21 protein-coding genes, 2 pseudogenes and 1 riboswitch are annotated in these 23860 nt (G+C 50.7%); of the genes and pseudogenes, 18 read left to right on the top strand and 5 right to left on the bottom strand.

Annotated elements, in window-relative coordinates:
• Positions 1-45: 45 nt before the first annotated feature.
• The 5 genes and pseudogenes from PV433_RS24775 to PV433_RS34200 all read left to right on the top strand — a co-directional run.
• Entirely contained in the window at positions 46-1875 is a 1830-nt protein-coding gene (locus PV433_RS24775; RefSeq protein ID WP_332074698.1) for a M3 family oligoendopeptidase, read from the top strand.
• A gap of 15 nt (positions 1876-1890) precedes the next feature.
• On the top strand, positions 1891-3306 hold the full coding sequence (locus tag PV433_RS24770) for an NAD-dependent malic enzyme (RefSeq protein WP_332074697.1): 1416 nt from the start codon (positions 1891-1893) through the stop codon (positions 3304-3306).
• 197 nt (positions 3307-3503) lie between these two features.
• Positions 3504-3713 (top strand): annotated as a pseudogene (locus PV433_RS24765) (2Fe-2S iron-sulfur cluster-binding protein); the annotation flags it as partial.
• A 747-nt stretch (positions 3714-4460) separates the two neighbouring features.
• Entirely contained in the window at positions 4461-4718 is a 258-nt protein-coding gene (locus tag PV433_RS24760) for a hypothetical protein (RefSeq protein WP_332074696.1), read from the top strand.
• Between the two features lie 161 nt (positions 4719-4879).
• A pseudogene (locus tag PV433_RS34200) lies at positions 4880-5423 on the top strand (group II intron maturase-specific domain-containing protein); the annotation flags it as partial.
• 641 nt (positions 5424-6064) lie between these two features.
• Here PV433_RS34200 and gerPC read toward each other — a convergent pair.
• The 3 genes from gerPC to PV433_RS24740 are packed head-to-tail and all read right to left on the bottom strand — an operon-like array spanning position 6065 to position 6918.
• On the bottom strand, positions 6065-6484 hold the full coding sequence (gerPC, locus tag PV433_RS24750; RefSeq protein WP_332074695.1) for a spore germination protein GerPC: 420 nt from the start codon (positions 6482-6484) through the stop codon (positions 6065-6067).
• A 19-nt stretch (positions 6485-6503) separates the two neighbouring features.
• Entirely contained in the window at positions 6504-6686 is a 183-nt protein-coding gene (locus PV433_RS24745; protein WP_332074694.1) for a hypothetical protein, read from the bottom strand.
• 13 nt (positions 6687-6699) lie between these two features.
• Positions 6700-6918, bottom strand: coding sequence for a spore germination protein (locus PV433_RS24740; protein WP_332074693.1), 219 nt, complete (start codon positions 6916-6918; stop codon positions 6700-6702).
• 578 nt (positions 6919-7496) lie between these two features.
• On the opposite strand from PV433_RS24740, the gene PV433_RS24735 reads away from it, so the two are divergent.
• On the top strand, positions 7497-7946 hold the full coding sequence (locus PV433_RS24735; protein WP_332074692.1) for a hypothetical protein: 450 nt from the start codon (positions 7497-7499) through the stop codon (positions 7944-7946).
• Positions 7947-8298: 352 nt separating this feature from the next.
• On the opposite strand, the gene PV433_RS24730 is transcribed toward PV433_RS24735, so the two are convergent.
• A complete protein-coding gene (locus tag PV433_RS24730; protein ID WP_332074691.1) occupies positions 8299-9171 on the bottom strand; it encodes an FRG domain-containing protein in 873 nt (290 codons plus the stop codon).
• Between the two features lie 175 nt (positions 9172-9346).
• On the opposite strand from PV433_RS24730, the gene PV433_RS24725 reads away from it, so the two are divergent.
• Positions 9347-9919 carry a hypothetical protein gene (locus PV433_RS24725; RefSeq protein ID WP_332074690.1) on the top strand — a complete coding sequence of 191 codons (573 nt, stop codon included), beginning with the start codon at positions 9347-9349 and terminating at the stop codon, positions 9917-9919.
• A gap of 352 nt (positions 9920-10271) precedes the next feature.
• On the opposite strand, the gene PV433_RS24720 is transcribed toward PV433_RS24725, so the two are convergent.
• Positions 10272-12119, bottom strand: a complete 1848-nt coding sequence (locus PV433_RS24720; RefSeq protein ID WP_332074782.1) for an S-layer homology domain-containing protein — start codon at positions 12117-12119, stop codon at positions 10272-10274.
• Positions 12120-12489: 370 nt separating this feature from the next.
• Positions 12490-12582: riboswitch (cyclic di-GMP riboswitch) on the bottom strand.
• A 542-nt stretch (positions 12583-13124) separates the two neighbouring features.
• Between PV433_RS24720 and PV433_RS24715 the strand changes: the two genes are divergently transcribed.
• The 11 genes from PV433_RS24715 (at position 13125) to PV433_RS24665 (ending at position 23745) form a co-directional block, all read left to right on the top strand.
• Complete coding sequence (locus PV433_RS24715) at positions 13125-13664, top strand: cupin domain-containing protein (protein ID WP_332074689.1); 540 nt, start codon at positions 13125-13127, stop codon at positions 13662-13664.
• A 217-nt stretch (positions 13665-13881) separates the two neighbouring features.
• A complete protein-coding gene (locus PV433_RS24710; RefSeq protein WP_332074688.1) occupies positions 13882-15561 on the top strand; it encodes a dockerin type I domain-containing protein in 1680 nt (559 codons plus the stop codon).
• 5 nt (positions 15562-15566) lie between these two features.
• A complete protein-coding gene (locus PV433_RS24705) occupies positions 15567-18743 on the top strand; it encodes an S-layer homology domain-containing protein (RefSeq protein WP_332074687.1) in 3177 nt (1058 codons plus the stop codon).
• Positions 18744-19052: 309 nt separating this feature from the next.
• Entirely contained in the window at positions 19053-19484 is a 432-nt protein-coding gene (locus PV433_RS24700; RefSeq protein WP_332074686.1) for an arsenate reductase ArsC, read from the top strand.
• A gap of 15 nt (positions 19485-19499) precedes the next feature.
• Positions 19500-19823, top strand: coding sequence for an ArsR/SmtB family transcription factor (locus PV433_RS24695; RefSeq protein ID WP_332074685.1), 324 nt, complete (start codon positions 19500-19502; stop codon positions 19821-19823).
• Between the two features lie 15 nt (positions 19824-19838).
• Positions 19839-21248, top strand: coding sequence for an arsenic transporter (locus tag PV433_RS24690; protein WP_332074684.1), 1410 nt, complete (start codon positions 19839-19841; stop codon positions 21246-21248).
• 32 nt (positions 21249-21280) lie between these two features.
• Positions 21281-21706, top strand: coding sequence for an arsenate reductase (thioredoxin) (gene arsC, locus PV433_RS24685; RefSeq protein WP_332074683.1), 426 nt, complete (start codon positions 21281-21283; stop codon positions 21704-21706).
• A gap of 9 nt (positions 21707-21715) precedes the next feature.
• Positions 21716-22186 (top strand): ArsI/CadI family heavy metal resistance metalloenzyme, encoded by a 471-nt coding sequence (locus PV433_RS24680; protein ID WP_190927003.1) that lies wholly within the window; start codon positions 21716-21718, stop codon positions 22184-22186.
• A 3-nt stretch (positions 22187-22189) separates the two neighbouring features.
• The gene (locus tag PV433_RS24675; RefSeq protein ID WP_332074682.1) at positions 22190-22633 is read left to right on the top strand and encodes a protein-tyrosine phosphatase family protein; all 444 of its coding nucleotides are present in this window, start codon (positions 22190-22192) and stop codon (positions 22631-22633) included.
• A gap of 125 nt (positions 22634-22758) precedes the next feature.
• Positions 22759-23208 carry a MarR family winged helix-turn-helix transcriptional regulator gene (locus PV433_RS24670; RefSeq protein WP_332074681.1) on the top strand — a complete coding sequence of 150 codons (450 nt, stop codon included), beginning with the start codon at positions 22759-22761 and terminating at the stop codon, positions 23206-23208.
• Positions 23209-23253: 45 nt separating this feature from the next.
• Complete coding sequence (locus PV433_RS24665; RefSeq protein ID WP_332074680.1) at positions 23254-23745, top strand: flavin-containing monooxygenase; 492 nt, start codon at positions 23254-23256, stop codon at positions 23743-23745.
• Positions 23746-23860 lie beyond the last annotated feature (115 nt).

Below are 23860 nucleotides of genomic sequence, written 5' to 3'. Positions count from 1 at the left end.
CCCGGCCGGCGGGTAGGCGTTCCGTTATGAAAGAAGGGAAGAACGATGGAAAAGCCGCAACGCCAAACTTGGGATTTGGACGTATTTTTCCCGGGAGGAAGCGATTCACCGGAATTCGCTTCGTTTCTTGGACAGCTTGAGTCGGATGTGGCCGGGCTCGCAGGCGAGCTGGACTGCCCAGATACGCCGGAGGAGCGGAAGCTGGCGTTTTGGTGGGGGCAGTTGCAGCTGCTGCAGGAGCGGGTCAGGCAGGCGGGGGCGTTCGTCAGCTGTCTGTCGGCCCAAAACCTGTCCGATTGCGGCGCTCTTCGGCTCGGCAGCCGGATGGACGGCATCCAGGCCGCTTATAAAACCGTTATGAACCGGTTCGACGCCAAGCTGGAAGGGCTGCCGGAAGCGGAGTTCCAGGACATGCTGTCGCGCGAGCCGTGGTGCGTCGCGTCCTTTAATCTGCAGGAGCGCCGGAAGCAGGCAAGAGACAAGCCGGCGCCCGCGCTTGAGGCGCTGATGATCGATCTCGCGGTCGACGGTTATCACGGCTGGAGAGCGCTGTACAACACAACGGTCAGGCAGATGTGGATTCCGTACCCGTCCGGAGATCGGGAGGAGATGCTGTCGGTCGGCCAGTATGCGGGCAAGCTGCGGGAGCCGGACCGTGCGAAGCGGAGCGAGCTGTTTCGCCGGTGGGAGCGGGCCTGGGAGGAGCGGGAGCAGCATTGCGCCGACGCTTTGAACCGGATCGCCGGCTTCCGCTGGCAGATGTATAAGCATCGGGGGTGGGACCATCCGCTGCGCGAGCCGCTGGAGCAAAACCGGATGAGCGAAGCGACGCTTAAGGCGATGTGGGATGCCGTCTCGGAATGCAAAGGTACGCTCGTCGCTTATCTGGAACGGCTTGCCCGGCTGAACGGCGTGCGGAAGCTGGCCTGGCACGATTTGCACGCTCCGCTGGCGGTAGGCGGCGAATCGGTCGGTTACGATAAAGCGGCCGGGAAAATCGTGGCGATGTTCGGGAGGTTTTTGCCGAAGCTGGGCGAGTTTGCCGCTCGCGCCTTCGCGGACGGCTGGGTCGAAGCGGATAATCGGCCAGGCAAGCGTCCGGGCGGATTTTGCACGTCGTTCCCGCTTAGCCGGCAGAGCCGGGTGTTTCTGACGTATTCCGGCGGCGGCAGTCTGTCGACGCTTGCTCACGAGCTCGGCCATGCCTACCACCAGCAGGCGATGATGGAGCTGCCGCCCGATTCCCGCAAGTATGCGATGAATGTAGCGGAGACCGCTTCGACGCTGGCCGAGCTAATCGTAGGCGACTCGGCGCTGGCCGAGGCCGACACGCCGGAGCGCAAGCTGGCGCTGCTGCAGGAGAAGGCGGGACGGGCGGTTACGTTTTTTATGGATATCCATGCGCGGTTTTTGTTCGAAACGCGGTTTTATGAGGAACGAAAGTCGGGGTTGTTGACGGCCGACCGCCTGAACGAGCTGATGATTGCGGCTCAGGAGGAGGCGTTTTGCGGCGCTTTGGGGGACTATCATCCCCGGTTCTGGGCGTCGAAGGGACATTTTTACAATACGGCTGTGCCGTTTTATAATTTCCCGTACACGTTCGGGTTTCTTTTCGCATCGGGTCTGTATGCGGCGGCGCAGCGAGACAAGGAATCGTTCGAGGAGCGCTACACGGCGCTGCTGCGGGATACGGGCAGGATGACGGTAGAGAACCTGGCGGAAAAGCATCTCGGCGCCGATCTGACCCAGCCTGAGTTCTGGCGGGAAGCGGCCAAGCTGTCGGTGCGGGATGTTCGTCTGTTTTTGGAGCTTACCGAGGCGGAGGCCCAAGCAAGAAGTACCGAAGTTAACCAGTCGGATTCGTTTAGGAGCTAGAGGGAGAGTGGGACCGTGAAAACGTCAACGAGCATTATTTTCAGAATCGAGCTGGATCACCGCGTCGCCAATTTTGGCCAGGTCGCCTCGACGATCGGCAACGCAGGAGGAGACGTTACGTTTATCGACGTCATCCGCTCCGGCAAGGACGTATCGATCCGGGACTTGACGGTCGATATGGCGGAGCAGTCGGTCGAGCAGCTGGCCGATTCGCTGAAGGAGCTGGACGGGGTCAAGCTGATCAACGTCTCCGACCGGACGTTCCTGATGCATCTGGGCGGCAAAATTACGACGCAGCCGACCGTACCGATCAAAAATCGCGACGATTTGTCCCGGGTCTATACGCCCGGTGTCGCGAGAGTCTGCTCGGCCATCCACGAGAGTCCGGGCAAGGCGTTCTCGCTGACGATCAAGCGCAATACGGTTGCCGTCATTTCCGATGGTACCGCTGTGCTCGGTCTCGGCGATATCGGGCCGTATGCCGCCGCGCCCGTTATGGAGGGCAAGGCGATGCTGTTCAAGCAGTTTGCCGGCGTGGACGCGTTCCCGATTTGCCTGGACACGACCGATACAGAGGAAATCATCCGGACGATCAAAGCGGTAAGTCCGATATTCGGTGGCATCAATCTGGAGGACATCAGCTCCCCGCGCTGCTTCGAGATCGAGAGAAGGCTTGTCGAGGAGCTGGACATCCCGGTGTTTCACGACGACCAGCACGGCACTGCGGTTGTCGTCACCGCGGCCATCCTGAATGCGCTGAAGGTGACCGGCAAGCGGATCGGGGACGTCCGCGTCGTCGTCAACGGCATCGGTGCGGCCGGCGTGTCCATTTGCAAGATGCTGCTGGAAGCGGGCGTAAGACGGCTTGTCCCGGTTGACAAGGAGGGCGCTATCGTCCGCGGGGGAAGTTACGATCACCCGATGTGGCAATGGCTCGCGAAGCAGCCGCAAGTCGGGGATACCGGCGGCTCCCTGCGCGATCTGATCGGCGGCGCCGACGTGTTCATCGGCGTATCGCGGGGCGGCGTGCTGAGCGGCGAGGATGTGCAGCGGATGGCAGGCGATCCGATCGTGTTCGCGATGGCCAACCCGGTGCCGGAGATCGCACCGGAGGAGGCGCTGCCGTATGCGGCCGTTTATGCTACGGGACGAAGCGATTACCCGAACCAGATCAATAACATGCTCGTGTTTCCAGGCTTGTTCCGGGGGGCGCTCGATTGCCGGGCCAGACGGATCAACGAGCCGATGAAGCTGGCGGCGGCGCAGGCGATCGCCTCGGTCGTCACGGAGAGTGAGCTGCACGCCCAGTACATTATTCCGAGCATCTTTAATGAAGACGTCGTAGCGAAAGTGCGGCGCGGGGTGATCGAAGCGGCGATTGCTTCGGGAGAAGCGAGACGCGTGCCGCCGGACTTCCGTTCGGAGGCGTAAGCGGGAAATATCTTACTCCATGGGATTGTAAAATCAGGATACAGCTGATACGAATTTTCTTGGCTTCGGCATCCATTCTGTATGGTCCGAAGGAAGATGGTTCAATAGGAATCGAGTAGGAGAGGGCAACTAACCCCCGTCTTCTCACGCCACCGTACATGCGGGTCCGCATACGGCGGTTCCAAAAGGTTAACGGAGGGCTGCGCGATACGCCGATTCAGCAAACGTTTCTGGAATATTGGGCTTTTCAATGGGGGTATTGTACGCCAGGTTTTATCATGAATTGCCACGCGCTTGTCATGAAGCATCCCCAAGCGGACGGTTCGATGATTGAAAACTGGCTGCAATCGAATATATGCCGATGTACTGGTTATCAGGAATTTAAAGAAGCGCTCGGTTCGGTCATGGCTTATTCAGTAAGTCCCATCAGAAGGAGTGATAGCCTATTATCTAACATTTTCGACGCAGTCCACGTCTTTTGCCGCGAAGAATTCGTCTTAGGTAGTGCGTCGAGAACAGTAGAGGGTCTGTGCGTGGATCGAATGATGCGATTGAGTTGATGACTCAACAGTTCTTTCAAACACTACTTGCAAAATTGTTGCACTGGAGTCCGATCGGTCCGAGAAAACGGACCGATCGATTGTTAGGGACTAGAAATCCCCTCTTTCCTGCACTCGCATGTCGGTCTACCGATCAGCGTCGAAGGACCGGAAGAAATCGACATTAGACTTGTGGTGGGTATTATCCGCAAATACGTTTGCGCAAGAAGGCGAGTATCACTTATGAGTCCATTAAAAGCTTCCATTGACGTTCGGAGGACAACCATTAGGAATCTTTACGCTAGCAGTGGCACTTCAGTCCCAGTCGAATTATTGTGGTTGTGAACGAGGAAGAGCCAATATGCATGGATGCAGCCAACGGGATATCCAGGTCGATACATGCCCGGCATTCGCGAAGCAAGCTTCGTAGTTTTGCTATGCTTGTTAGTTAGAGGGTATCTTCGATCCTAAGACATTAACAGCTTATCATTTCAATTTCGAGGAAAGTTCCCCATCAAAAATGAACTGTTGCCTGAATATTTGTAACTGATAGATGAATAGGACATTGAATATACGGCATATATATGGCTTATTACATCTGACTGGAGGAGTAATATGCCTACTTCAATTGTTTTCAACGGTATTTATGTCAACAACCAAGGTCCGAATGGAGCTGTATTCGTGGGTGAAACATCGGCACCAGGGTGGGATTCCCACAATAAAATTCAAGCATCGACAGGAAAAAATGTGAATGGATTCGGCGGTGGTGAATTATACACGGGGAATTTATACCTTTTATCAGATAACGACTTCATAGATACGCTGATTCTAGATGGTTTTGAGAAAGAAGGAGGGCCGACTGTCCAATCGTAATGATGATCCGACTCGGGATCAGCAGCTAGTTCACAAAATTATCACTTCACTTCGACCTAGATGTGTCTTTCATCATGTGAATAAGTTCTATATAGACCGCAATTAAGATCATAACCTGACAAGCAAACGATCTCTTATCTGGAGAGGAATGCGGCACATGCGCATACCTGAGTGGAGGCATGATGGAAATTGGAGTTTGGCAGAAGTCGGAAGAGGGAACGTCCCAAGGTGGGCCGCTCAGTCCGCAGTTGGTAAACATCCTCTTGGACGATCTGGACAAGGAACTAAACAGCCAAGAGCTGCACTTCGTTTTCGCTAGGCGGACGACTGCAAAGAAAAGGTGCGGAGGATCACCAGCCGCACGAGAGCGATGTCGATGGAAGACCGTATCGGCCGATTGAACCGTTACCTGACGGGATGGATCGGCTATTTCCGATTGGCATCAGCAAAGTCGTATGGCGAACAGTTCGATCAATGTATTCGCAGGCGACTGCGCATGTGCCTATGGAAGCAGTGGAAGTGAGTCCGCACACGGATTCGGGAACTGCGAGCGCTCGGCGTGCCGAATGGGCATGCCTGGTGATGGTAAACTCCCGCCGTGGAGCATGGGAAATGTCCCGAACATAAACAACGCCCTTCCGACCTCCTATTGGGAGGTCGGAAGGGCTGAAAAGTCAACGTTCACGTTACTTGGAGCTTTGGTAACCTTTGGAACCTCCGTATGCGGACCCGCATTTACGGTGGTGTGAGAGCTCGGAGGCTAGCCGCCCACTGCTACTCGATTATATTTTGATTGATGCTAGACTTTACATTTGGACACAGGAAACCGAGAGTGTAACAATTGATACATTCTAAACCGAGGTGCCCAGTCTGATCCAAGAAGAAGGGAAAGCGGTGGCACAGGTAGCTCGAGAAATGGGGGCTGCTTGCAAGCACACTCTACCGATAGATAGCTGAATTCAAAAACGATGGCACACATGCATTCCCTGGTAGTGGCCAACTGAAACCGGAAGGCAAAGCTTTACGTGATATTCAATTGTGTATCCGTGATCTGGAGGAAGCTTAAAAAAGGCGATGCAAGACTTGCTAAAGACCGGCGTTGATCTATTCTTTTATCCACAAACACCACCTACAGTTCCGCGTCGAGAAGATGTGCCCCTACTCGGTATTTCCAGACAGGGAGAAGATATTTGAGTACAACGACGGGCTCTTTTGTTGGAGGGACAAGCCCCAACTTTCGTCTATCTTAGAGACATAATAATAAAAACATATGAATCAAGTTGAAACCTTGCTTAGATTGCGGCCTATTACGTCAATAAATCCTTACTAACTCAAGATATCGGCTATCAAGGGTTCTCCATATTCTGTGAAAAAAACATGTTATCAGCAATATGGCCAGGATCGGTTTTTAGTTTCTCAACTATGCCGCGTAACTGCTCGGTCGCTGCGGTGGATGTCAGGCCGATGTTAAGTGTACCCTTTAGTTCGTTTACATGAAGTTCCTGAATTTTGTAGGTAATATTCGGGGGCGTCGTGCACTTTGGGTCGGCAGAATGATTATCCAATTTCTCTTTGAGTTGGTTATCCAGATGATCTTTCAGTTGAGCCTTGAGCCGATCCTGCAAGTCATTTAATACTGGTCCGAAGAGTTGATCTTTTAATCGTTGATTTTCCGCAACCAATTCGCATTGCTTAGACTCAAGCATAGCGATCATTTGCTCGAATCGGCAAATCAAAGAGCGTAGATAAGCATTCGCATCGTTCATAAGGCCACTTCCTTTCCTATCATTGAACTATAGGGTGTGGAGGCGGCGTCATCTCTTCTTCCGGAGTAACGGCTGCCGTCTTCTCGTTCACGCCTTCCGCAATTTCTGTCGCCCTGTTATCCGACAAAATGTTGCATCCGATATTGAGGGCACCGAGGTTAGCAATGGAGTTGATTTTAATATGGTTAATATAAAAGTTCATCACTTGCGCACTCCTATACTAGATTGCTGTTTCCCTGATCGATGATATCAGGATCCAGAACGTTGTTTCGGTCCGTATTAACGGAAGATGTTGCATCCCCGATGACTGTGTTACCACCAACTGCTTTGGAATTAGCTGCATTACCGCGCAACAGATTGTCTCCGAAGTTGACAACGCCCCCCGTAGCGACTTCGTTAATTCTGATATTAAAGATATTAAACACGTTCGGCATACAACTCATCCTTTTGGTAGTTTGACCGGTAAAATATCGGTCGTTCGCGCGCTTGGGTCATGCCATGCGAAAGTTGCGAATGACTTACAGAAACCCGAATCCGCAGAGCTACCAAGGTTTGCTAAGCGTTTGGAATTTTGATCCAGTATATAAGTTTCCCATGCAGTGGGCATCGGGCTTTCCAAAGTCGGATTCGATGAGTTTAGGATTATGCAGTATAAGTTGCGGATTGGATGCTACCGCCCGACCGAAGATTCGTGTAATGTCATCCCACAGGAAAGCTATCATCGTCTGTTTCATCCGATTTCCACTCCCTTTCACTTACGCTTTGTGTATTGTATTCATTTGTCTGGGCATCTGTTCCTCAAATTATCGTCGGAGGAAAATGGAGTATACTGAATTCAAACCATTGAAGTCCGATAGCTTCGCCGTCACCCTGATCCAATTCACAATGGACTGTTATGCGCGTTCTTTTGACTCCGCAGTCAGGAAATCACCGATAACCTAGTGGATTTGCTTGTCCAATTCATACACCGAATCAGCGTTCGTGCGCGGAACGGAAGGTTGAAAGAGAGATTTTGAACGATCTTCGCAGGGTGAACAATAAATACGGAATTTTGTTTAACAAGGCCCAGAAAGCCATTGATAACCCAGAAGGCAAACAACAGACCTTGAAGGACTTAATCAAGGAATTCAAACACTCCGGCTCCGCATACCGGGAGAAGATCCCCACCGCAATTCGATCTTCCTACGGAAGCCATTACCGGCGTATGGTTCCAGAAATCATAAGCATACTGAATTTTCATTCCAACAATGAGGTTCATCGTCCGGTAATCCGCGCCCTTGAGCTGAATCAAAGGTATGCGAATTCTGGGATGCATTATTTTCCGATCTCTGAGGATATCCCCATTGAAGGTGTCACTTGCACCGTAAATCGAGACATCATAGTTGAGAAGGAGTTCGCATCACTGAAAAAGAAGGCGGCTGGATCGCCGTTTCCCCGCTGGAGCCCCAAGCGGAGCCAATGAATCTCTCTAGGCTGAAAGGCGAAATGCTGCGGCGCTGGCCGGCCGACTCGCGAGAGGTCTCGGGGCGGGCCAGGGAGGCGATGGCTTACTCCGTCAGCCAGGGGTGGCACCAAGGCATGACGACTGCCGAGCTCAAGCCGCGTGGCGAGGCGAACCGCACCTAAACCGCCACGTTGCTGCTTCGGGTGCTCACAAACCTCGGCGCGATCACGAAATAGTCCGACATTATTACAACATGACGAGGCTGCCGATGAATCCATCGGTAGCCTCGAGCTGCTTACTGGCAGTATAGTATATTTATTATTTCAAGAAAGTGTCTACTAATATATTACAGCGCAGTATAACAGCTGTCCTACGATTTCGTCGGAGTCAGGCCTTCCGCTTCGATTTCTTGCCTGATATCTGCGGCGACATTTTCCAGACCGGGGAACAAGTCGTGCTCGGTCAGCCCGTAATGGAACAACTGGTCGTTCATGGCTTCCCTTGCCGCTTTGTTAATTATAATTTTATACAAATATTTGAAGCTATCCGGAAGAAGATTCAAAGGAACCATGGTGGGTGTAATGGGGAATACGGTAAAGGTGCCGGCCTGCTTAATAATTCTCGGGTTGTTAAGCGGGCCGACCGCTGCGGCGGCTTTTACATTGTCGTTTTTGGCGTTGGGGCCAAAGCGTGCAGTAAAGGCAGGCTCCGTAACATTCGGGATATAGCCGGGCTTGAGAAAGGGATAAAACCGGAACGCTTGATTCAAAACTACCGGATTCAAAACCCAGACAACCTTGTCATGGGTCTCTTCCGTCGCATTTGCCGGCATGCCCAGCGCGAACAGCAGGGCAACCAGCGCTTCCCGGGACCAATCCAACAGACGGGTGGGCACGCTGTAATGCTGCATCAGGAAAAGCCAGCCCCAGTAGGAGTGCGTTTTGTCTTCGGAAAAGGGGAAATAGGGGACATTGCCCAAGTAAGGATAGGCAAGCGAGCGAAATTTGGACAAGTAGACAATTTCGGATTGGGCCCCGAGCCCTCTGGCGATAGACGGCTCGAGGTTGAAGGTCGTACTTTTGGTTCCTCTGAACCAAAGCTCGCAGGACCGGGGCTTTTGGGGCGGGCACACCATCCGATAAATTTGATCGACGGCCTTTAAAAATTTCTCCACGGTATCTACGCCGGTAATTTCGAAAATATTGTTTTGTAATACTTGAACAGGTTTGGCGGGCTTCAACATGCTGACGTTCCTCCTCGGCTCATATACACCCAGACTATGTGCGAATGCCTATAGAGGTTCGTCGGAATATGGGGATCCGGATACGAATAGGGAGAAACGGCCCCTGGCAGGAGCACAAGAATTTTTGGAGTGAGCCTCATACGATGCAGGATCAAGAGTAAGGAGTGAGGTTCATTTGGCTACTATAAAAGCTGGGGATTGCGTCGGCATCCTTTACTTTACTACGATGGGGGCGCCGGCTACCGTCCACGATGGCGTTTTGGTTTCCCCCAATAGCCTGAATCCGGCAACGTATAGCGGACCTGTTACCATTTTGCATTACAACATCAACAGGAAAACGGGACACCTGTTCCGCCAGTTGATCACGGTTACGCCTATTGAAATTCGAAAAACACCCTTTAAAAAGAGCGATCAGAAAGGGCGCTGCACCGGTACGGTCCCTTCGCCCGCCATACCGGCCGGCTCATGCGTTGCCGTCAAATTCAAAGTGCCTCAATCACCCGCATTCCCGGCAGGAAGGGAAGTGAAAAACGGCAGATTACTTTGTCCGATCAAAAATGGGAATACGCCCCCAAACGAAGTATGGATCTATCATTGGTTAGTGCGAAATCCGAACAGCGATTCTCCGAGCTTAAGATTGGAATTGAAAAAATATACCGGTGTTACGTATGTGGAAAAAGCAAGGGTATTTCCTCTCCCGAAATCCGGAAAACGGATAACTCGAATGGTCAAGAAAAAAATCGGTTGATATAAAAAATCCTCTCCCGGTCTAAGGCCGCAGGGGATTCTCTTTTTCATCGCCGGGAAAGTTCATCGGTTCAGCCTCCTTGGCAACAGATCGCGTCGGGCGTTCCATGGACGGCGGTCTACTACAGGCTAAGGGCGATCCGATCGCCGATCTCTACGAAGCCGCCCCTATATAGGGAACCAGTCTTTCACAGTTGTACAACGATCCCTTATCGGAACGGCCCTGGGTCAGGTCTGCATACAGGCAGCTGAGTTGAATTAGAAGAACGTTCCCCAGGAAAAAACCTCCATCCAGCATTCGCAAGAATGCATAGATAGAGGTTATGGTCATTCTCAACCCATATCGCTGCCAGTTATGGTTTGTCTTGAAGCATGCGGACCAGCACTGCAACGGCTTCCGCCCTTGTGGCCGTACTTGACGGTTCGAATCGGTTATTGGAGCGGCCTTGGATAATGCCTTCTCGTTCCGCTTTCGCGACATACCCTTTCGCCCAGTCCGGAATGTCCGCATCGTCCAAGAACGAGGTCACCCCGTACGAAGCCGTTATTTTCCAGCCTCGGATCAGCATGGTGACCATCTCCGCCCGGTTGATCTTCTCGTTCGGACGCAGCGTCTCATCTTCATAGCCTTCAATGATGCCTGCCCCGACAGCAGCGGACAATTCAGCCGTCGCCCAGGCAGGGATGTCTGCCTGATCCGCGAAATTGTCCAAGACAGCTGTGTTCCCCGAATCTTGCAGCTTCATTGCACGTTCTACCATCAATGCGAATTGCAGCCTCGTCACCTCATCGTCCGGCAAAAATTTGTCGATCGAAGGGCCTTGAACTATGCACAGCTGCGAAGCCGATTCGATGTCCGATTTCGCCCAATGGTTCTGGATATCACTCCAGGTGAGCTTTGTACAAGCAGCCCCGCCCGACTGTTCCGGCGGCTTTTCCGTATCCGGCTTGTCTACAGGAGGATTTGTCGGATTAACGGGGGTCGTTGGTGTTGATACGCCTCCGCCACTACCGTCACTGGAATCCAAGTCTCCATCATCTGTTGGCGTCGAAGCTTCAGCTTCGCGGGTAATCATGATCGTATACGTCTTATCTGTCACTTGGTCCTGAGCCGTGACCGTTACTTTGACCTCGTTGTTCCCAACGTTCAGCGGAATTGCTTGCGACGGCATGCCACTTGCTACCGATGCGCCGTTCACCGTCACCGTCGCATTCGGATCGTATACGGACGGCGTAACCGTCAGGTTGTTCATACTGCCCGACACCGTAGCCGTATAGTTCGTCGTTCCACTGTTGAACGTCGGCGACAGCTCACCTTCCGAGATTACCAGGCCGCTCAGGTTTGCACTGGAAACGGTCACCGTACTCGAATTGGTAAAGTTCCCTTCTTCCGTCGTCGCGGTTATGGTCGCTGTGCCGAGGCCAACCGTTGTAACACGCCCGCTTGCGTCTACGGTCGCGATGGCGGTATCGGACGATGTCCACTGCACGTTCTTGTTGAAAGCATCATCGGGCTGCACATTGGCACTCAGTTGTCCGGCACTTCCTCCCAGCACAAGCGGCAGGGTAGCCGGCGTCACAACCACGCCCGTTGTGGGTACATACGTGTAGGAGATGGTCAATTTCGGTCGGCTGGTCTGCGTGGTTGAATCATCCGAATGAAAGCCTCTATGCCACGCCATCACTCCAGAGTCCAATTCCGTAACCTGCAACATGAACCCATAATTATCCGCAGTGCCGTCAACCCATTGCTGCACAAGAGCGGTTAGATCCAGACTGCTTATGGAATTGGCTAGTCTGCCGTCCATCGATTGTATGGTGACAGGAGTCGGATCATAGACCGCAGCGCCGACCGAGTTATTCCATGTAATCGTTGCTTCATCCCAAGGAACTGTGATTTTATGGACAGCTACATTTGCGCTCGTAGATGAAACGCCGTTAGAAAAAGTGGTCAATTCCAGCGTCGCGCTGTCGATCGTTGCATGTCGCGGTATGGATGAAAGATTGAATTGCATAAAAGGAGCCCGAAGGTCCAACAGGGTTTTTCTAATGGAAAATATGGTATCTGTACCGTAATTATCGTCAGGATTAGCAAAGGTGATAAAGGTACTCTGATTGCCCGCATACCCGTCAAGACCCTCCTGAAACACTTTTGTCTCCGAAGCTGCCAAAGCCGGAGCCGGAAAAAACAACAATCCCATCAAAGTAGAAAGAACCAGGGCTGCGCTAAGCGCAACCGAAACAAATGGCCGCAACGACCGCAGTCGAGGACGAGTCCACATTTTACATACCTCCTGTTGTGAATAAGATGCATATTGAGATTGTGAAAAGAAAGAGTCGTATCTGCACGATCTTAAGTCATCCCCGACTGTTTCGAAACCTCTTTTCCATCTCAAGTTTCTTCAAATTTGTAGCCGATCCTTAAGCCCCAGGGGATGGCGGCCCTTTTAAGAAAAAACTCGAACGTTATTTTCACCTCCTTCCAGCATCCAACGGTTATCTCCGTTAACAAACACAAAAAACCCCCGTCTGGTCAGCACAAAGCAAACAGACGGAGGTCAGTCCTCCGTTGCGGGCAGCTGGCTGGCATCGCGGACGTGCAAGTCCGTTTTAGCCCCTGTAGCTTTGCGTCTCCGCTTTTCAGCGGGTTTGCCTTTATTCCAATGTTCTATTTAATTCTACAAATCTTTACAAGGAAAAATATATCAATAAGTATAGATGATTTGTATAGGTCTGTAGTTATATTATCGGAAGTTTTTTCTATCCATTTAGCCCTATGTGGTGGACTTATCCATAATATGAGCGGGTAGGCGTTCCGTTATTTTGCGGCGATTGCTTCGGGAGAAGCGAGACGCGTGCCGCCGGACTTTCGTTCGGAGGCGAAAGCGAGAAATATCTTACTCCTTGGGATTGTTGATACGAATTTTCTTGGCTTCGTCATTAATTCTGTATGGTCCGAAGGAAGAAGGTTCAATGAGAATAGAAAAAGAGGCCTCCCTTAAAAAGGGAAGGCCTCTTTTTGCTGGGAATAACAGGTGCTCTTCAACCAAAGCTGACTCGGCTGCATGAATAGCAAATTTTTTGTATTTGTTCTGTCATCATTTATTAGGCTATAGCCTGTTATTGTAAATTTTGCAGTCCATTAAATAGGTAAACGCATAGGATAAAAAGTAAACAATGAAATCATAAGAGGAGAATGAATAAGCATGTACTATAATTCTTGCCGTCGTTATCAAGGGTATAATCCTATGCGTAGCAACTGGATCAACCACTATTGGGGTTATAATCCTTATTATTACAATGGGTACAGGAACGACAGTAATCACACTGGAAATATAATGCTAAGAGATTACGGTCCGAAGCCTTTTGTAGTGAATATAGATCAGGCAGCAAAGCAAAATCATACTTACCGTACCGCTTTATGGACAGGGAAGCATCTTCAAGTGACTCTGATGAGTATTAATGTCGGTGATGATATCGGACTGGAGGTCCATCCGACGACTGACCAATTCATACGGATTGAAGAAGGCCAGGGGCTTGTTCAAATGGGTGATCGGAAAGACCGGTTGGATTTTCAGGAAATGGCCTATGACGGCTACGCCATTATGATACCTGCCGGGAAATGGCACAATGTAACCAATACAGGCAACACCCCCCTTAAAGTTTACGTGATCTACGCGCCGCCGGAGCATCCATTTGGCACCGTTCATGAAACCAAAGCAATGGCGATGTCTGCTGAAGGATAGTTAAATCGAATAGCAAAGCTGCTAATATGTATCCCGGCGTGGAACCCATGCCGGGATAATTGCATTCAACGGGCCCTCCAGCATTTAAATAGCTGCACGTTCGAACATGTTTTGCCTGGAAACTAGCGAGTATGAGAGTTTTTTGTGAGAAGTAGTTGATAAATTAGAATACAAGTCCATATAGAAGTGGATAAAACAATAGAAAAAGGTGAGGGAAATGTCGCGTTTATTGAAGCGCATGCTGATCTTCGGTCTGGTAATGGTATGGGCATTCGCCGGATTGAAGGCGGCACCGGTGCAGGCAGCATCCGAGTGGAAGGATGTGAGCAGCATTCACGAAGGGGGATACATAGCAGACAATGCGATCGCTACATACGACGGCAGTCCTTATGTCGCTTATATCCAGACGGAAAACAATAACCCAAGGGTGAAGGTGAAGAAATTCAACGGGAGTACCTGGGAGCCGGTAGGCAGCGAATCCATCTCAGATGATAATCATAGCCACATCTATACCGTCCAAATGAGCATTAGTAATGACGGGATCATTTATGTTGCCTATACGGCCAATACGAATCAAGGGGATAGGTTGTACGTGAAAATGTATGACGGAAACGCTTGGTCTTTGGCGGGAAATACCACATTCTTTATAGGAACCGTAATGGAGCAGTACTCTCTTTTTGTTGACGGAGGCGTTCCTTATCTTTCTTATTCGATAGGGAAAGTGATTGTTATGAAGTTGGAGGATGGGACCTGGAAGACCGTCGGCAACGCACAGCTCGGCCAGCAAACTCAGGCTAACGATCTGTATGTCTATCAAGGAACACCCTATGTGGTTTACCAGGAAATAAGCCCAATATCTATAGTAGTGGAAAAGCTGAATGGCAATACGTGGGAGAAAATAATAGGCGGATCTTCCCAGGTTCAGTTGCCATCTAGCCACCTTTTTTTTCCTGATTTCGTGCAAAACCCCAAAATTTACGTTGACAATGGAACGCCTTACGTTGCCTACAATCATCAAAATTCTTCCAATCAACAGTATGTTAACGTACGGAAATACAACGGAAGTGAATGGGAAAGCGTAGGTGCAGTCCATTTCTCGGAAATGTCGCCCATGTACATCAACTTCGTAAAGGCGAAGGATTCGTTTTACGTATCGTATTTCAAAATTGACATGCAGGGCGGAACGTATGTTTCAAAAACGTTGGTCCATCAGTATGCAAATGGAAGCTGGACGGTGATCGGCAACCAGGAGACGTTTCCGAACAACAGTGGCGGGCTCACCCTTTATGGGAACAACAGCGCGCTTTATGCTGCACACAACCCTTTTGACATTGCCAATCCAAATTCAGCTCAATTAACGCTCAAGGCAATTCCGTTTGGCCTGCAAGTCAGCAGCTTCAGTCCGTCCGCGAACGCGACCGGTGTTCCACTGAAGACGGAACTGAGCCTCACCTTCAACGAGAACGTAACGGCCGTGAGCGGGAAAAGCATCATCATCCGCAAATCGTCGGATAACAGCGAAGTGGAGAAAATCGGGGTTCATGATGCGCAGAAGGTGAGCATTTTGGGAAATACGGTAAAAATTCAGCCCAAACTGCTGGAGAGCGGTACCAAGTTTGATGTATATATTGAGGCTGGGGCGTTTCAGAATCAGGACAGCAGCATCTACGAAGGGATATCGACCCCTGGGGTATGGAGCTTTACGACTCTTGTTAAGGGAGATATGAACGGGGACGGGAAGGTTACACCCGCAGATATTCTTCTTGTCAATCAATACATACTCGGGAAAATCTCTTTGACTGCCGAGCAACTCGAAATAGCCGATCTGAACGGCGATGGAGCAGTGAATGCGGCAGACACGGTGATCATGATGAACATTTACCTGGGAAGGCAGTGAAAGAATTGGATAAACGTCGATATGGAACCAGACAATGGTTGCACCAAATGCTTATTTTTATCGTGGTCTTGTGCATGACGGCTTCATTCGGACCGATGGGCGGAGCTGAGGCTGCTACGGCGACAGGCGTGAAGGCTGAAGCGGTCGGGGCGTCAGGCGAACCGGGAAGTACGGTAAGTGTATCAGTCTACATGGAGCCGGGAACGACACCCGGTGTAGACGATTATATTCTCGGATACAACATCGAATTGTCTTACGACACTCAGGTGTTTGAGCTTGTTCAGGGGAATTCAGCGGTAACGAATGAAGCGCCGATGCCGCCACCGTCCCTTTCTCCATTTCATACAGATACATCCGTGGCCGGAACGATTAAGGTTGCGGCTACGGGTTTAACCGACTTTGGGTTTCTTAGCTCCAAGCAAAAGATATTCACGGTTCAACTGAAAATAAAAGATAACGCGGTACCGGGCGACTCCCTTATAAACTTCACCTCTGCGAAATATACGATGGACGATACGGCTTTCACCGCTATTCCCGGACTTGCCGCCGGTACGGTACGCGTTAATCCGCTTGCGCCCGAAACGGTGAGCCTTGTGATCGGCAGTGTCAGTGGAGCGCCAGGCGAAACAGTCGATGTGCCCGTATCTGTAAGCGAGGCTTCGAGTGGAGTAGGTTCTTACGGAATGGAAATCGGCTATGACGCAGCCTCGCTGGAAGTGACCCGAATAACAGGCCAGTCCGGCGACACCTTCGATTCCGTATACGACAACACTTCCGGCTCGCTCAAAGCCGCCTGGGCGGACCAGAGGGGCGGCGATGCTCTCATAACGGCAGGACAAAAGCTGTTTACGGTCTCCTTTCGTATTAAGGACGGGGCTATGACCGGGGATAAAGCTATAACCTTGATGGGAAACCGTCCGGAACAATTTACCGTGACCGACGGATCGGCGAAGGAAATGACGAAAACGCTGCAGTCCGGTAAAGTTGAAGTTGCGTTTCATTTGAAGGCGGCTGCGGGCGACGGCACCGCTCTCTTGAACTGGAACAGCGTAACTGGAGCGACCTACTACAATCTATATATGGGTACAGCAAGCAGCATTTACGACGCAACCTACAAAGCTTCCGTTACACAAACAACCTATAGCGTGAACGGCTTGACGAACGGGAGCACTTACTATTTCGTAGTCAAAGCCTACAATGCCGGCGGATGGATATCCGATTCCAATGAGGTCCGCATCAAGCCGGACACGGCAGTGGCGCCGACGTTGACGAAGGTGGGGATCGCGAGCAGCAATGCCACCCCGTCGGTTGCCAAGAAAGGGGACGCAGCGACTCTAACCTTCACCGCCAGCGAGAGCTTGCAGAATCTGCCCGCAGTCACCATTGCAGGCCAGACGGCCAGCGTGACCAGCTTGGGCGGTAATGTCTACCAAGCGGAATATTCGTTTACAGGCGATGAAGCGGAAGGGCCTGTTCCGTTCACCATCAATTTCGCCAACTTGTCCGGAAACATGGGGGCGAGCGTACATACAACTACGGATGGCAGCGGCGTATTGTTCGATCAGACGGCGCCTGCAGGTACAATGAGCATTAACAGCGGAGCAGAGAGCACCAGCTCGGCTTCCGTCAGCTTGATGATTGCGGGTAGCGACGGTGCGGGTTCGGGCGGTGTCCGGATGCGCTTCTCTAACGACAATGCGGTCTGGAGCTCATGGGAAGCGATTGCCGGTACGAAAGCATGGACATTGAGCCCGGGCAGCGGCGCCAAGAGAGTGTACATGGAGTTGACGGATGCGGCGGGCAATGTAACAACACCCGCGATTAGCGCCGGGATTACTTTGCGTCATTCGTCCGACGGCGGGGGCGGTTCATCGTCCGGCTCTTCGCAAGGCGAGACCATCACCGTTCATGTAGAAAACAGCGGCAACGGCGGAATTGTGTCCACGGTGGTCATCCATCGTACGACTGGAGCGGACGGACGGAAGAAGGATGAGATTTCCCTTACACCGGGACAAGCGGACAAGCTGGTCGATCAACTGAAAGCTGCCGGTTCCGACTCTGCCAGAATCGTCATTCCCGATCCCAAGGATGAGGTTTCCGGGCTTAAAGTCGTATTGCCGAAGGAATCAGCGGGCAAATTGGCGGATAATCAAGTGAATCTGGAGATCAGCACGAATAACGTGCGTCTTGTTATTCCGGGCGAGTCATTGCAAGGATGGAAGGAAGACATCTACTTCAATATCGTGCCGCTCAAAACAGAAAGCGAGCGCAGTGAAGCAGAACAACGCGCAAGAATGGAGCCGATTGTGCGTGAAGCCGCGGGAAATGCAATAATCAACGTTTTGGGTCGTCCCATGAAAATCGAGACGAACATGCAGAACCGTCCGGTTACACTCGTAATGCCGCTGCCCGAGTCGGGTCTAAGCGGGCAGCAGCTTAAAGAGTTGGGCATCTTCATCGAGCATAGCGACGGGACAAAAGAGCTGATACGAGGCGAAATCGTCCCATACGATCCAACGGGCAAGCCGGGCATTCGGTTTACCGTGACTAAGTTCAGCACGTTTACGGTCGTTCAGCTAGGATCGCAAGCAAGCAAAGGGCATCATGCGTATATGACAGGCTATCCGGACGGCACGTTCGGGCCGGACAAGCCAATAACGCGCGCAGAAATGGCAACTGTGTTATCCCGGCTGTTCGGTAAGGATAAGGGCAGCGCGCCGTCTGCCAAAACCTTTACGGATACCGCGCCTTCTCACTGGGCGAAAGCGGCTGTCGATCTGGCGGCGGACAGCGGACTGATGGACGGTTATCCGGATGGCAGCTTCAAGCCGGAACAAGCAATTACGCGCGCTGAGGCGGCAAGCATTGCAGCTCGTTTGATCACAGCTGCGGAAGGCGGCGGCAGCTTTTCCGACACTGTAGACCACTGGGCGGCCGCAGAAATTGGGAAAGCGATGGCAGCGGGAATTGTCAGCGGATACGGTGACGGCACGTTCCGGCCGGAGCGGACTCTCACGCGCGCCGAAGCGGTAACGATGCTTAACAAGCTGGCAGGTCGGGAGCCATTGTCCGTATCAGATGCTGCATGGAGCGATGTGTCTGAGCATCACTGGGCGTTTAAGCACATTCAAGAGGCGTCGGTGGATCATGCTCATGAGACGGTACCCGGCCACGGAAAGTAATAGAGCAAGCCAGTCTCAGCTTGGAAGGGAAACAGGTATAGAGTCGGGTTAAGCGGCACATGAGAAGACGTTGGACGGCAGGGAGATAACATGCTCTCTGCTTTTTTTTGTCTCATACTTGCATGATCGGATAACCCGACGCCGTTGTCTTCAGCATGCCGTGCAGGTACTGCTTTCGATTGCATTCGGTTGTTTTGTATCCGCCGTTTTTTAGCAAGCCTCATATCGAAGGGGATTTACAATTACTTAACATTCGCAAATAATCATTTAATTATATAATTATTTACAAATATTAAGGGGTGTGAGAAAATGAACAGCAAAGCGGCTCGATTTTATTTTCTTTGCGGTCAAAACCGTTGTCGCAGCCAGATAGCAGAAGCTTTTGCCAAGTATTATGGCGGAGAGCATATCGTCGTTGAAAGCGCCGGATTGGAGCCATCCAATACACTGCATCCTTTTACGATTGAAGTCATGCAGGAGGTGGGGATCGATCTTTCGCAGAATGTTAGTAAAAAAATAGATATGAATTTTTTTATTTCCGCTAACGCGATTGTCAAACTATGTGAGCAAGTCGTCGAGCGTTGCCCGATCGTACCATTTCATATCCGAAACGAAGAATGGAACATTACAGACCCCTTGGCGATTGAAGGTTGCACTCTACAGGATGTTAGGGCGGCGCGTGATGAAATCCGGGAAAAGGTCATTGGTTTATTGAAAGGGATGAAAATCCCTGTCGTTTAGAAAGGAGTAGCAAGCATGATTTCGATTGAAGAGATGGCCGATGTATTGAAGTTGCTGGGCGATAAGAACAGGCTTACGATTGTCGCCCTGCTGAATGAGAAGGAACTGTGCGTCTGCGAGATCGTCGAGCTGTTACAAACGAGTCAGCCGAACATTAGCCAGCATATGCGCAAATTAAAAGACGGCGGCCTCGTCAAAGAGACCAAAAGAGGGCAGTGGGTATACTACTCCTTAACTATTCAAGACAAGCCCTACATCGCGGAAATTCTGAACCGGATTCCTTCGCAAAAAGAAAAAATGCAATCGACGATCTGCGAGGAGAATGAATGCTGCAATTAATTCAGGAGGGCTTTTATGGTTTACATCGCTTTTCTTATTTTTTTACTCACCTTAACATTTGTGATTTGGCAGCCAAAAGGATTGAATATCGGCTGGTCGGCTAGCGGCGGAGCCATTCTCGCATTAATTTTCGGTGTAGTCAGCTTCGCGGACGTCGGTACCGTTACCGGCATTGTATGGAACGCCACTTTGGCGTTTGTTGCCATAATTTTAATCTCGCTGGTGCTCGATGAGATCGGATTTTTCGAATGGGCAGCGCTGCATATGGCGCGGCTTGCACGCGGCAACGGACTGCTCATGTTCGTCTTTATCGTGTTGCTGGGATCGGCTGTCGCAGCTCTGTTTGCAAACGACGGCGCGGCCTTAATCATAACACCGATCGTGCTTGCAATGGTACGCGCGCTTAAATTTGAGGAGAAGATGATTCTTCCGTTTATTATGGCAAGCGGCTTCATTGCCGATACCGCTTCTTTGCCGCTTGTCGTAAGCAATTTGGTGAATATCGTATCCGCCGATTACTTCAATATCGGTTTTGTGGAATATGCGAGCCGTATGATCGTACCGAATTTTTTCTCGATCCTGGCCAGCCTCCTGGTACTGTATTTGTATTTTCATAAAAGCATTGCGAAAAGCTACGATCTCTCCGAGCTAAAAAAGCCGGAAGAAGCGATCAAGGACAAGAGATTGTTCCGACTATCCTGGGTAATATTAGCAGCTCTCCTCGCTGCCTACTTTGGCAGTGAATTTTTATCCGTTCCCGTGTCGATCGTTGCCGGGCTTGCCGCGATTGCTTTCCTTATGGCTGTGAGAAGAAGCCCTGTCATTCAGACATGGACGCTCGTCAAGGGGGCTCCTTGGGCTGTCGTCATCTTCTCCATCGGTATGTACGTCGTCGTGTATGGGCTCCGGAATGCCGGTCTTACCGATACATTAGGCAGTGTCATTCAAGCAGTCGCGGACAAAGGGCTATTCGCCGCTGCCGTAGGTATGGGGTTTATCGCAGCGATTCTATCCTCGGTTATGAATAACATGCCGACCGTCATGATCGACGCATTGGCCATACAAGGCACGCATACCGAAGGGATGATTCGTGAGGCATTAATCTATGCCAATGTGATCGGTTCGGATCTGGGGCCGAAAATTACCCCGATCGGATCTCTGGCAACCTTGCTCTGGCTGCATGTGTTAGCGGCGAAAAACGTGAAGATCGGATGGGGGATGTATTTCAAGATCGGCATTCTTTTAACCGTCCCCACTTTGTTTATTACTCTCGTCGGTCTTTTTGCGTGGCTTTACTTGCTTCAATCCACGAACGTTCATGTATGGCTGATCATCGTGACTATCACAGCAGCCCTTGCGATGGCTACCATAATCGCCGTGAAGTGGGCATTAGGAAGCAAGCATAGAGGAAGTCAAAAAGTCTAACCCAAATCGGAAATTGAAAGGAGACATGTACGATGGAGAAGAAACCTCTTGTTTATTTTTTATGCACCGGCAATTCGTGCAGAAGCCAGATGGCGGATGGATTTTTAAAAGCGTTGGGTGGCGAAAAATATGAAGTGAAAAGCGCGGGGCTGGAGGCGCATGGCCTAAATCCGCGTGCGGTCCAGGTGATGAAGGAAGCCGGCGTAGATATAAGCCGGAATACGTCCGATGTGATCGATCCGGAACTGTTGAATCGCGCCGATTACGTGATTACCTTGTGCGGACATGCCGACGAGCATTGTCCCGTGATCGCTAACAAGAATGTAACCAAGTGGCATTGGGGTTTTGATGACCCGGCAAAAGCAACCGGAACCGAGGACGAAGTCATGGAACAATTCCGGACTGTCCGGGATTCGATTCAAAACCGGATTAAGCAATTTGTAAAAGAAGGGAAGTGAACGTCTCCTATGATCAAAAGGATGCATGTTGCTTTGAACTGTACCGATCTGAAGAAGTCTCTTGACTTCTATCGGGCTTTTTTTGGAGCAGAGCCAAGTAAAATCAAGGATAACTATGCTAAATTCGAGCTCGGGGAACCGGCCCTTCATTTTTCATTAAATGTCCGCCCTTTCGAACAAAAGGGTGTATTGAACCACCTGGGTTTCCAAGTCAATAACACCGAAGAAGTGCTCGCTATGGGGGAACGGCTGCGTCAAAGCGGGCTTCTGCTCATTGACGAGATGAATACGACTTGCTGTTATGCGGTTCAGGATAAAGTTTGGGTATACGATCCCGACGGAAATGCCTGGGAGATTTTCTACACAAAAGAGGATTCCGAATTTGAATCGGCGGGAGAAGCCCGGGACTTGTCATTGTGCTGTGCTCCGCCATCGGCACCGGTTCAGGTGAAGTTCGAATCTTTTAAAAAAGGGGTATAGTCCGTGACTATCGAAAAATCGTACCATGCTCTAATTCCGAATCGCATATTTATGGGTGGAGCAGCAGACGTCGAATCCATGGTAAAAAACGAAGGCATTGATGTTGTTGTTGATCTCCGAGGCGAAGCGACTGAACGTGCCTATCCGAGTGACCAGGTGCAATGGGTTCAGATCCCGTTGGCGGATCGTTCCAGCCAGCCCCAGGAAGAAGCATTTCGGCAAGCCATTCAAGCGGTGACAGAGGCATACCGCCAGAATAAAAAAGTAGCCTTTCATTGCGGCGGGGGAAAGGGAAGAACGGGTACAGTCGCTGCTGGAACCTTACTTGCTCTAGGATTATGCCAAACGGTCGATGAGGCTGAAGCCAAAGCAAAAGAGATACGAAACGTGATCGAATTGAAACCGGCACAGAAAGAATCGCTGTTGAGATTGTACCCAAACCGATAAACAGGAATGAAACCACTTGTTTGAGAAAGTGGTTTTTTCTTTTTATACAAGACCAAATCATAGGAAAATTAATGGTTGCAATTTGCAAGTAAATGCGATATAACTATTGCAGGAGGCGAAAGAGCATGGAAAATATTCGCGAGCTGTTTCAAATCATGACCCGCCGATTTGGTTTTCTAAATAAAAACTGCTGTACAGCCGGCGGATTGGACATTTCCTTGATCCAGAGCCACATCATCTATGAGATTGATCATCAGCACAAACCATCCATGCAACAGGTAGCAGAAGCATTAGGTACCGATATTACAACTTTTAGCCGTCAAGTTCAGTCGTTAATCAAAATGAACTTGGTGAAAAAGGTTCCCGATCCGGATGATCGGAGAGTATATATTCTTTCTTTGACCGTAGAGGGGAAATTCGTTGCAACGACGATCGACCAGCAAATGAATGCATATTTAAACGAGATCTTCTCACACATGAACGATTTTGAAAAAGAGACTGTACTTCGTTCGATCAAGCTGCTGAATGAGGCGATGGCAAAATCCGGCTTATGCTGCACACCCCCTATGGGGTAATCTTTTTTGGTACATAGTTGCAATTTGCAAATAATTTGAAGGGTGATGACAATGGCTGAGGTATGGGACACAATCGTAATCGGGGGAGGGCAGGCAGGGCTAGCTTCCGGATTTCATTTGAGCAGGAACGGTCTGAAGTTCATGATTCTTGAGGCAAGCGATCAGCCGGCAGGTTCGTGGCCTCAATATTATGACAGTTTAAAGCTTTTTTCACCGGCACGCTTTTCCTCTTTACCCGGAATGAAAATTCAGGGGGACCCCGACCGGTATCTCCGGAAAGAGGAAGTTATCCGTTACTTACAGGACTATAGGGAAAAGTATCAGCTGCCAGTTAGATTAAATAAACGTGTGGTGTCCGTCGAGAAAAGCGGTGATGTGTTCACAGTCCATACAATGACCGGGGACTTGTACCAGACCAGAACGATGATTAACGCAACGGGTTCCTTTCACAATCCGTATACCCCCGTCATTCAGGGGAGAACCGAGTTTAAGGGCGCGATCATGCATTCCTCCGAGTACCGCAATCCGGATCGTTAAGGAGCCTCTCTAAAAAGAGCAACTGATACCGACCTGCGCGGAAAATGGTTATGGAATATCCGATGGTGCAAGCTGGTTTCCGGTCTCCGGAACGGGGACTTTCGGAATTGCCGAT

The organism is Paenibacillus sp. GYB004, assembly GCF_036577605.1.
GTDB lineage: Bacteria > Bacillota > Bacilli > Paenibacillales > NBRC-103111 > Paenibacillus_AB > Paenibacillus_AB oceani.
The sequence above is the reverse complement of the archived record's forward strand: the minus strand, read 5'-3'. Positions and strand labels throughout refer to the sequence as shown.

Coding starts and splice junctions, on each gene's coding strand:
- PV433_RS24775 (WP_332074698.1), top strand. CDS start 46: ATGGAAAAGCCGCAACGCCAAACTTGGGATTTGGACGTATTTTTCCCG.
- PV433_RS24760 (WP_332074696.1), top strand. CDS start 4,461: ATGCCTACTTCAATTGTTTTCAACGGTATTTATGTCAACAACCAAGGT.
- gerPC (WP_332074695.1), bottom strand. CDS start 6,484: ATGAACGATGCGAATGCTTATCTACGCTCTTTGATTTGCCGATTCGAG.
- PV433_RS24745 (WP_332074694.1), bottom strand. CDS start 6,686: ATGAACTTTTATATTAACCATATTAAAATCAACTCCATTGCTAACCTC.
- PV433_RS24740 (WP_332074693.1), bottom strand. CDS start 6,918: ATGCCGAACGTGTTTAATATCTTTAATATCAGAATTAACGAAGTCGCT.
- PV433_RS24730 (WP_332074691.1), bottom strand. CDS start 9,171: ATGTTGAAGCCCGCCAAACCTGTTCAAGTATTACAAAACAATATTTTC.
- PV433_RS24720 (WP_332074782.1), bottom strand. CDS start 12,119: ATGGGATTGTTGTTTTTTCCGGCTCCGGCTTTGGCAGCTTCGGAGACA.
- PV433_RS24715 (WP_332074689.1), top strand. CDS start 13,125: ATGTACTATAATTCTTGCCGTCGTTATCAAGGGTATAATCCTATGCGT.
- PV433_RS24710 (WP_332074688.1), top strand. CDS start 13,882: ATGTCGCGTTTATTGAAGCGCATGCTGATCTTCGGTCTGGTAATGGTA.
- PV433_RS24700 (WP_332074686.1), top strand. CDS start 19,053: ATGAACAGCAAAGCGGCTCGATTTTATTTTCTTTGCGGTCAAAACCGT.
- PV433_RS24695 (WP_332074685.1), top strand. CDS start 19,500: ATGATTTCGATTGAAGAGATGGCCGATGTATTGAAGTTGCTGGGCGAT.
- PV433_RS24690 (WP_332074684.1), top strand. CDS start 19,839: ATGGTTTACATCGCTTTTCTTATTTTTTTACTCACCTTAACATTTGTG.
- arsC (WP_332074683.1), top strand. CDS start 21,281: ATGGAGAAGAAACCTCTTGTTTATTTTTTATGCACCGGCAATTCGTGC.
- PV433_RS24680 (WP_190927003.1), top strand. CDS start 21,716: ATGATCAAAAGGATGCATGTTGCTTTGAACTGTACCGATCTGAAGAAG.
- PV433_RS24670 (WP_332074681.1), top strand. CDS start 22,759: ATGGAAAATATTCGCGAGCTGTTTCAAATCATGACCCGCCGATTTGGT.
- PV433_RS24665 (WP_332074680.1), top strand. CDS start 23,254: ATGACAATGGCTGAGGTATGGGACACAATCGTAATCGGGGGAGGGCAG.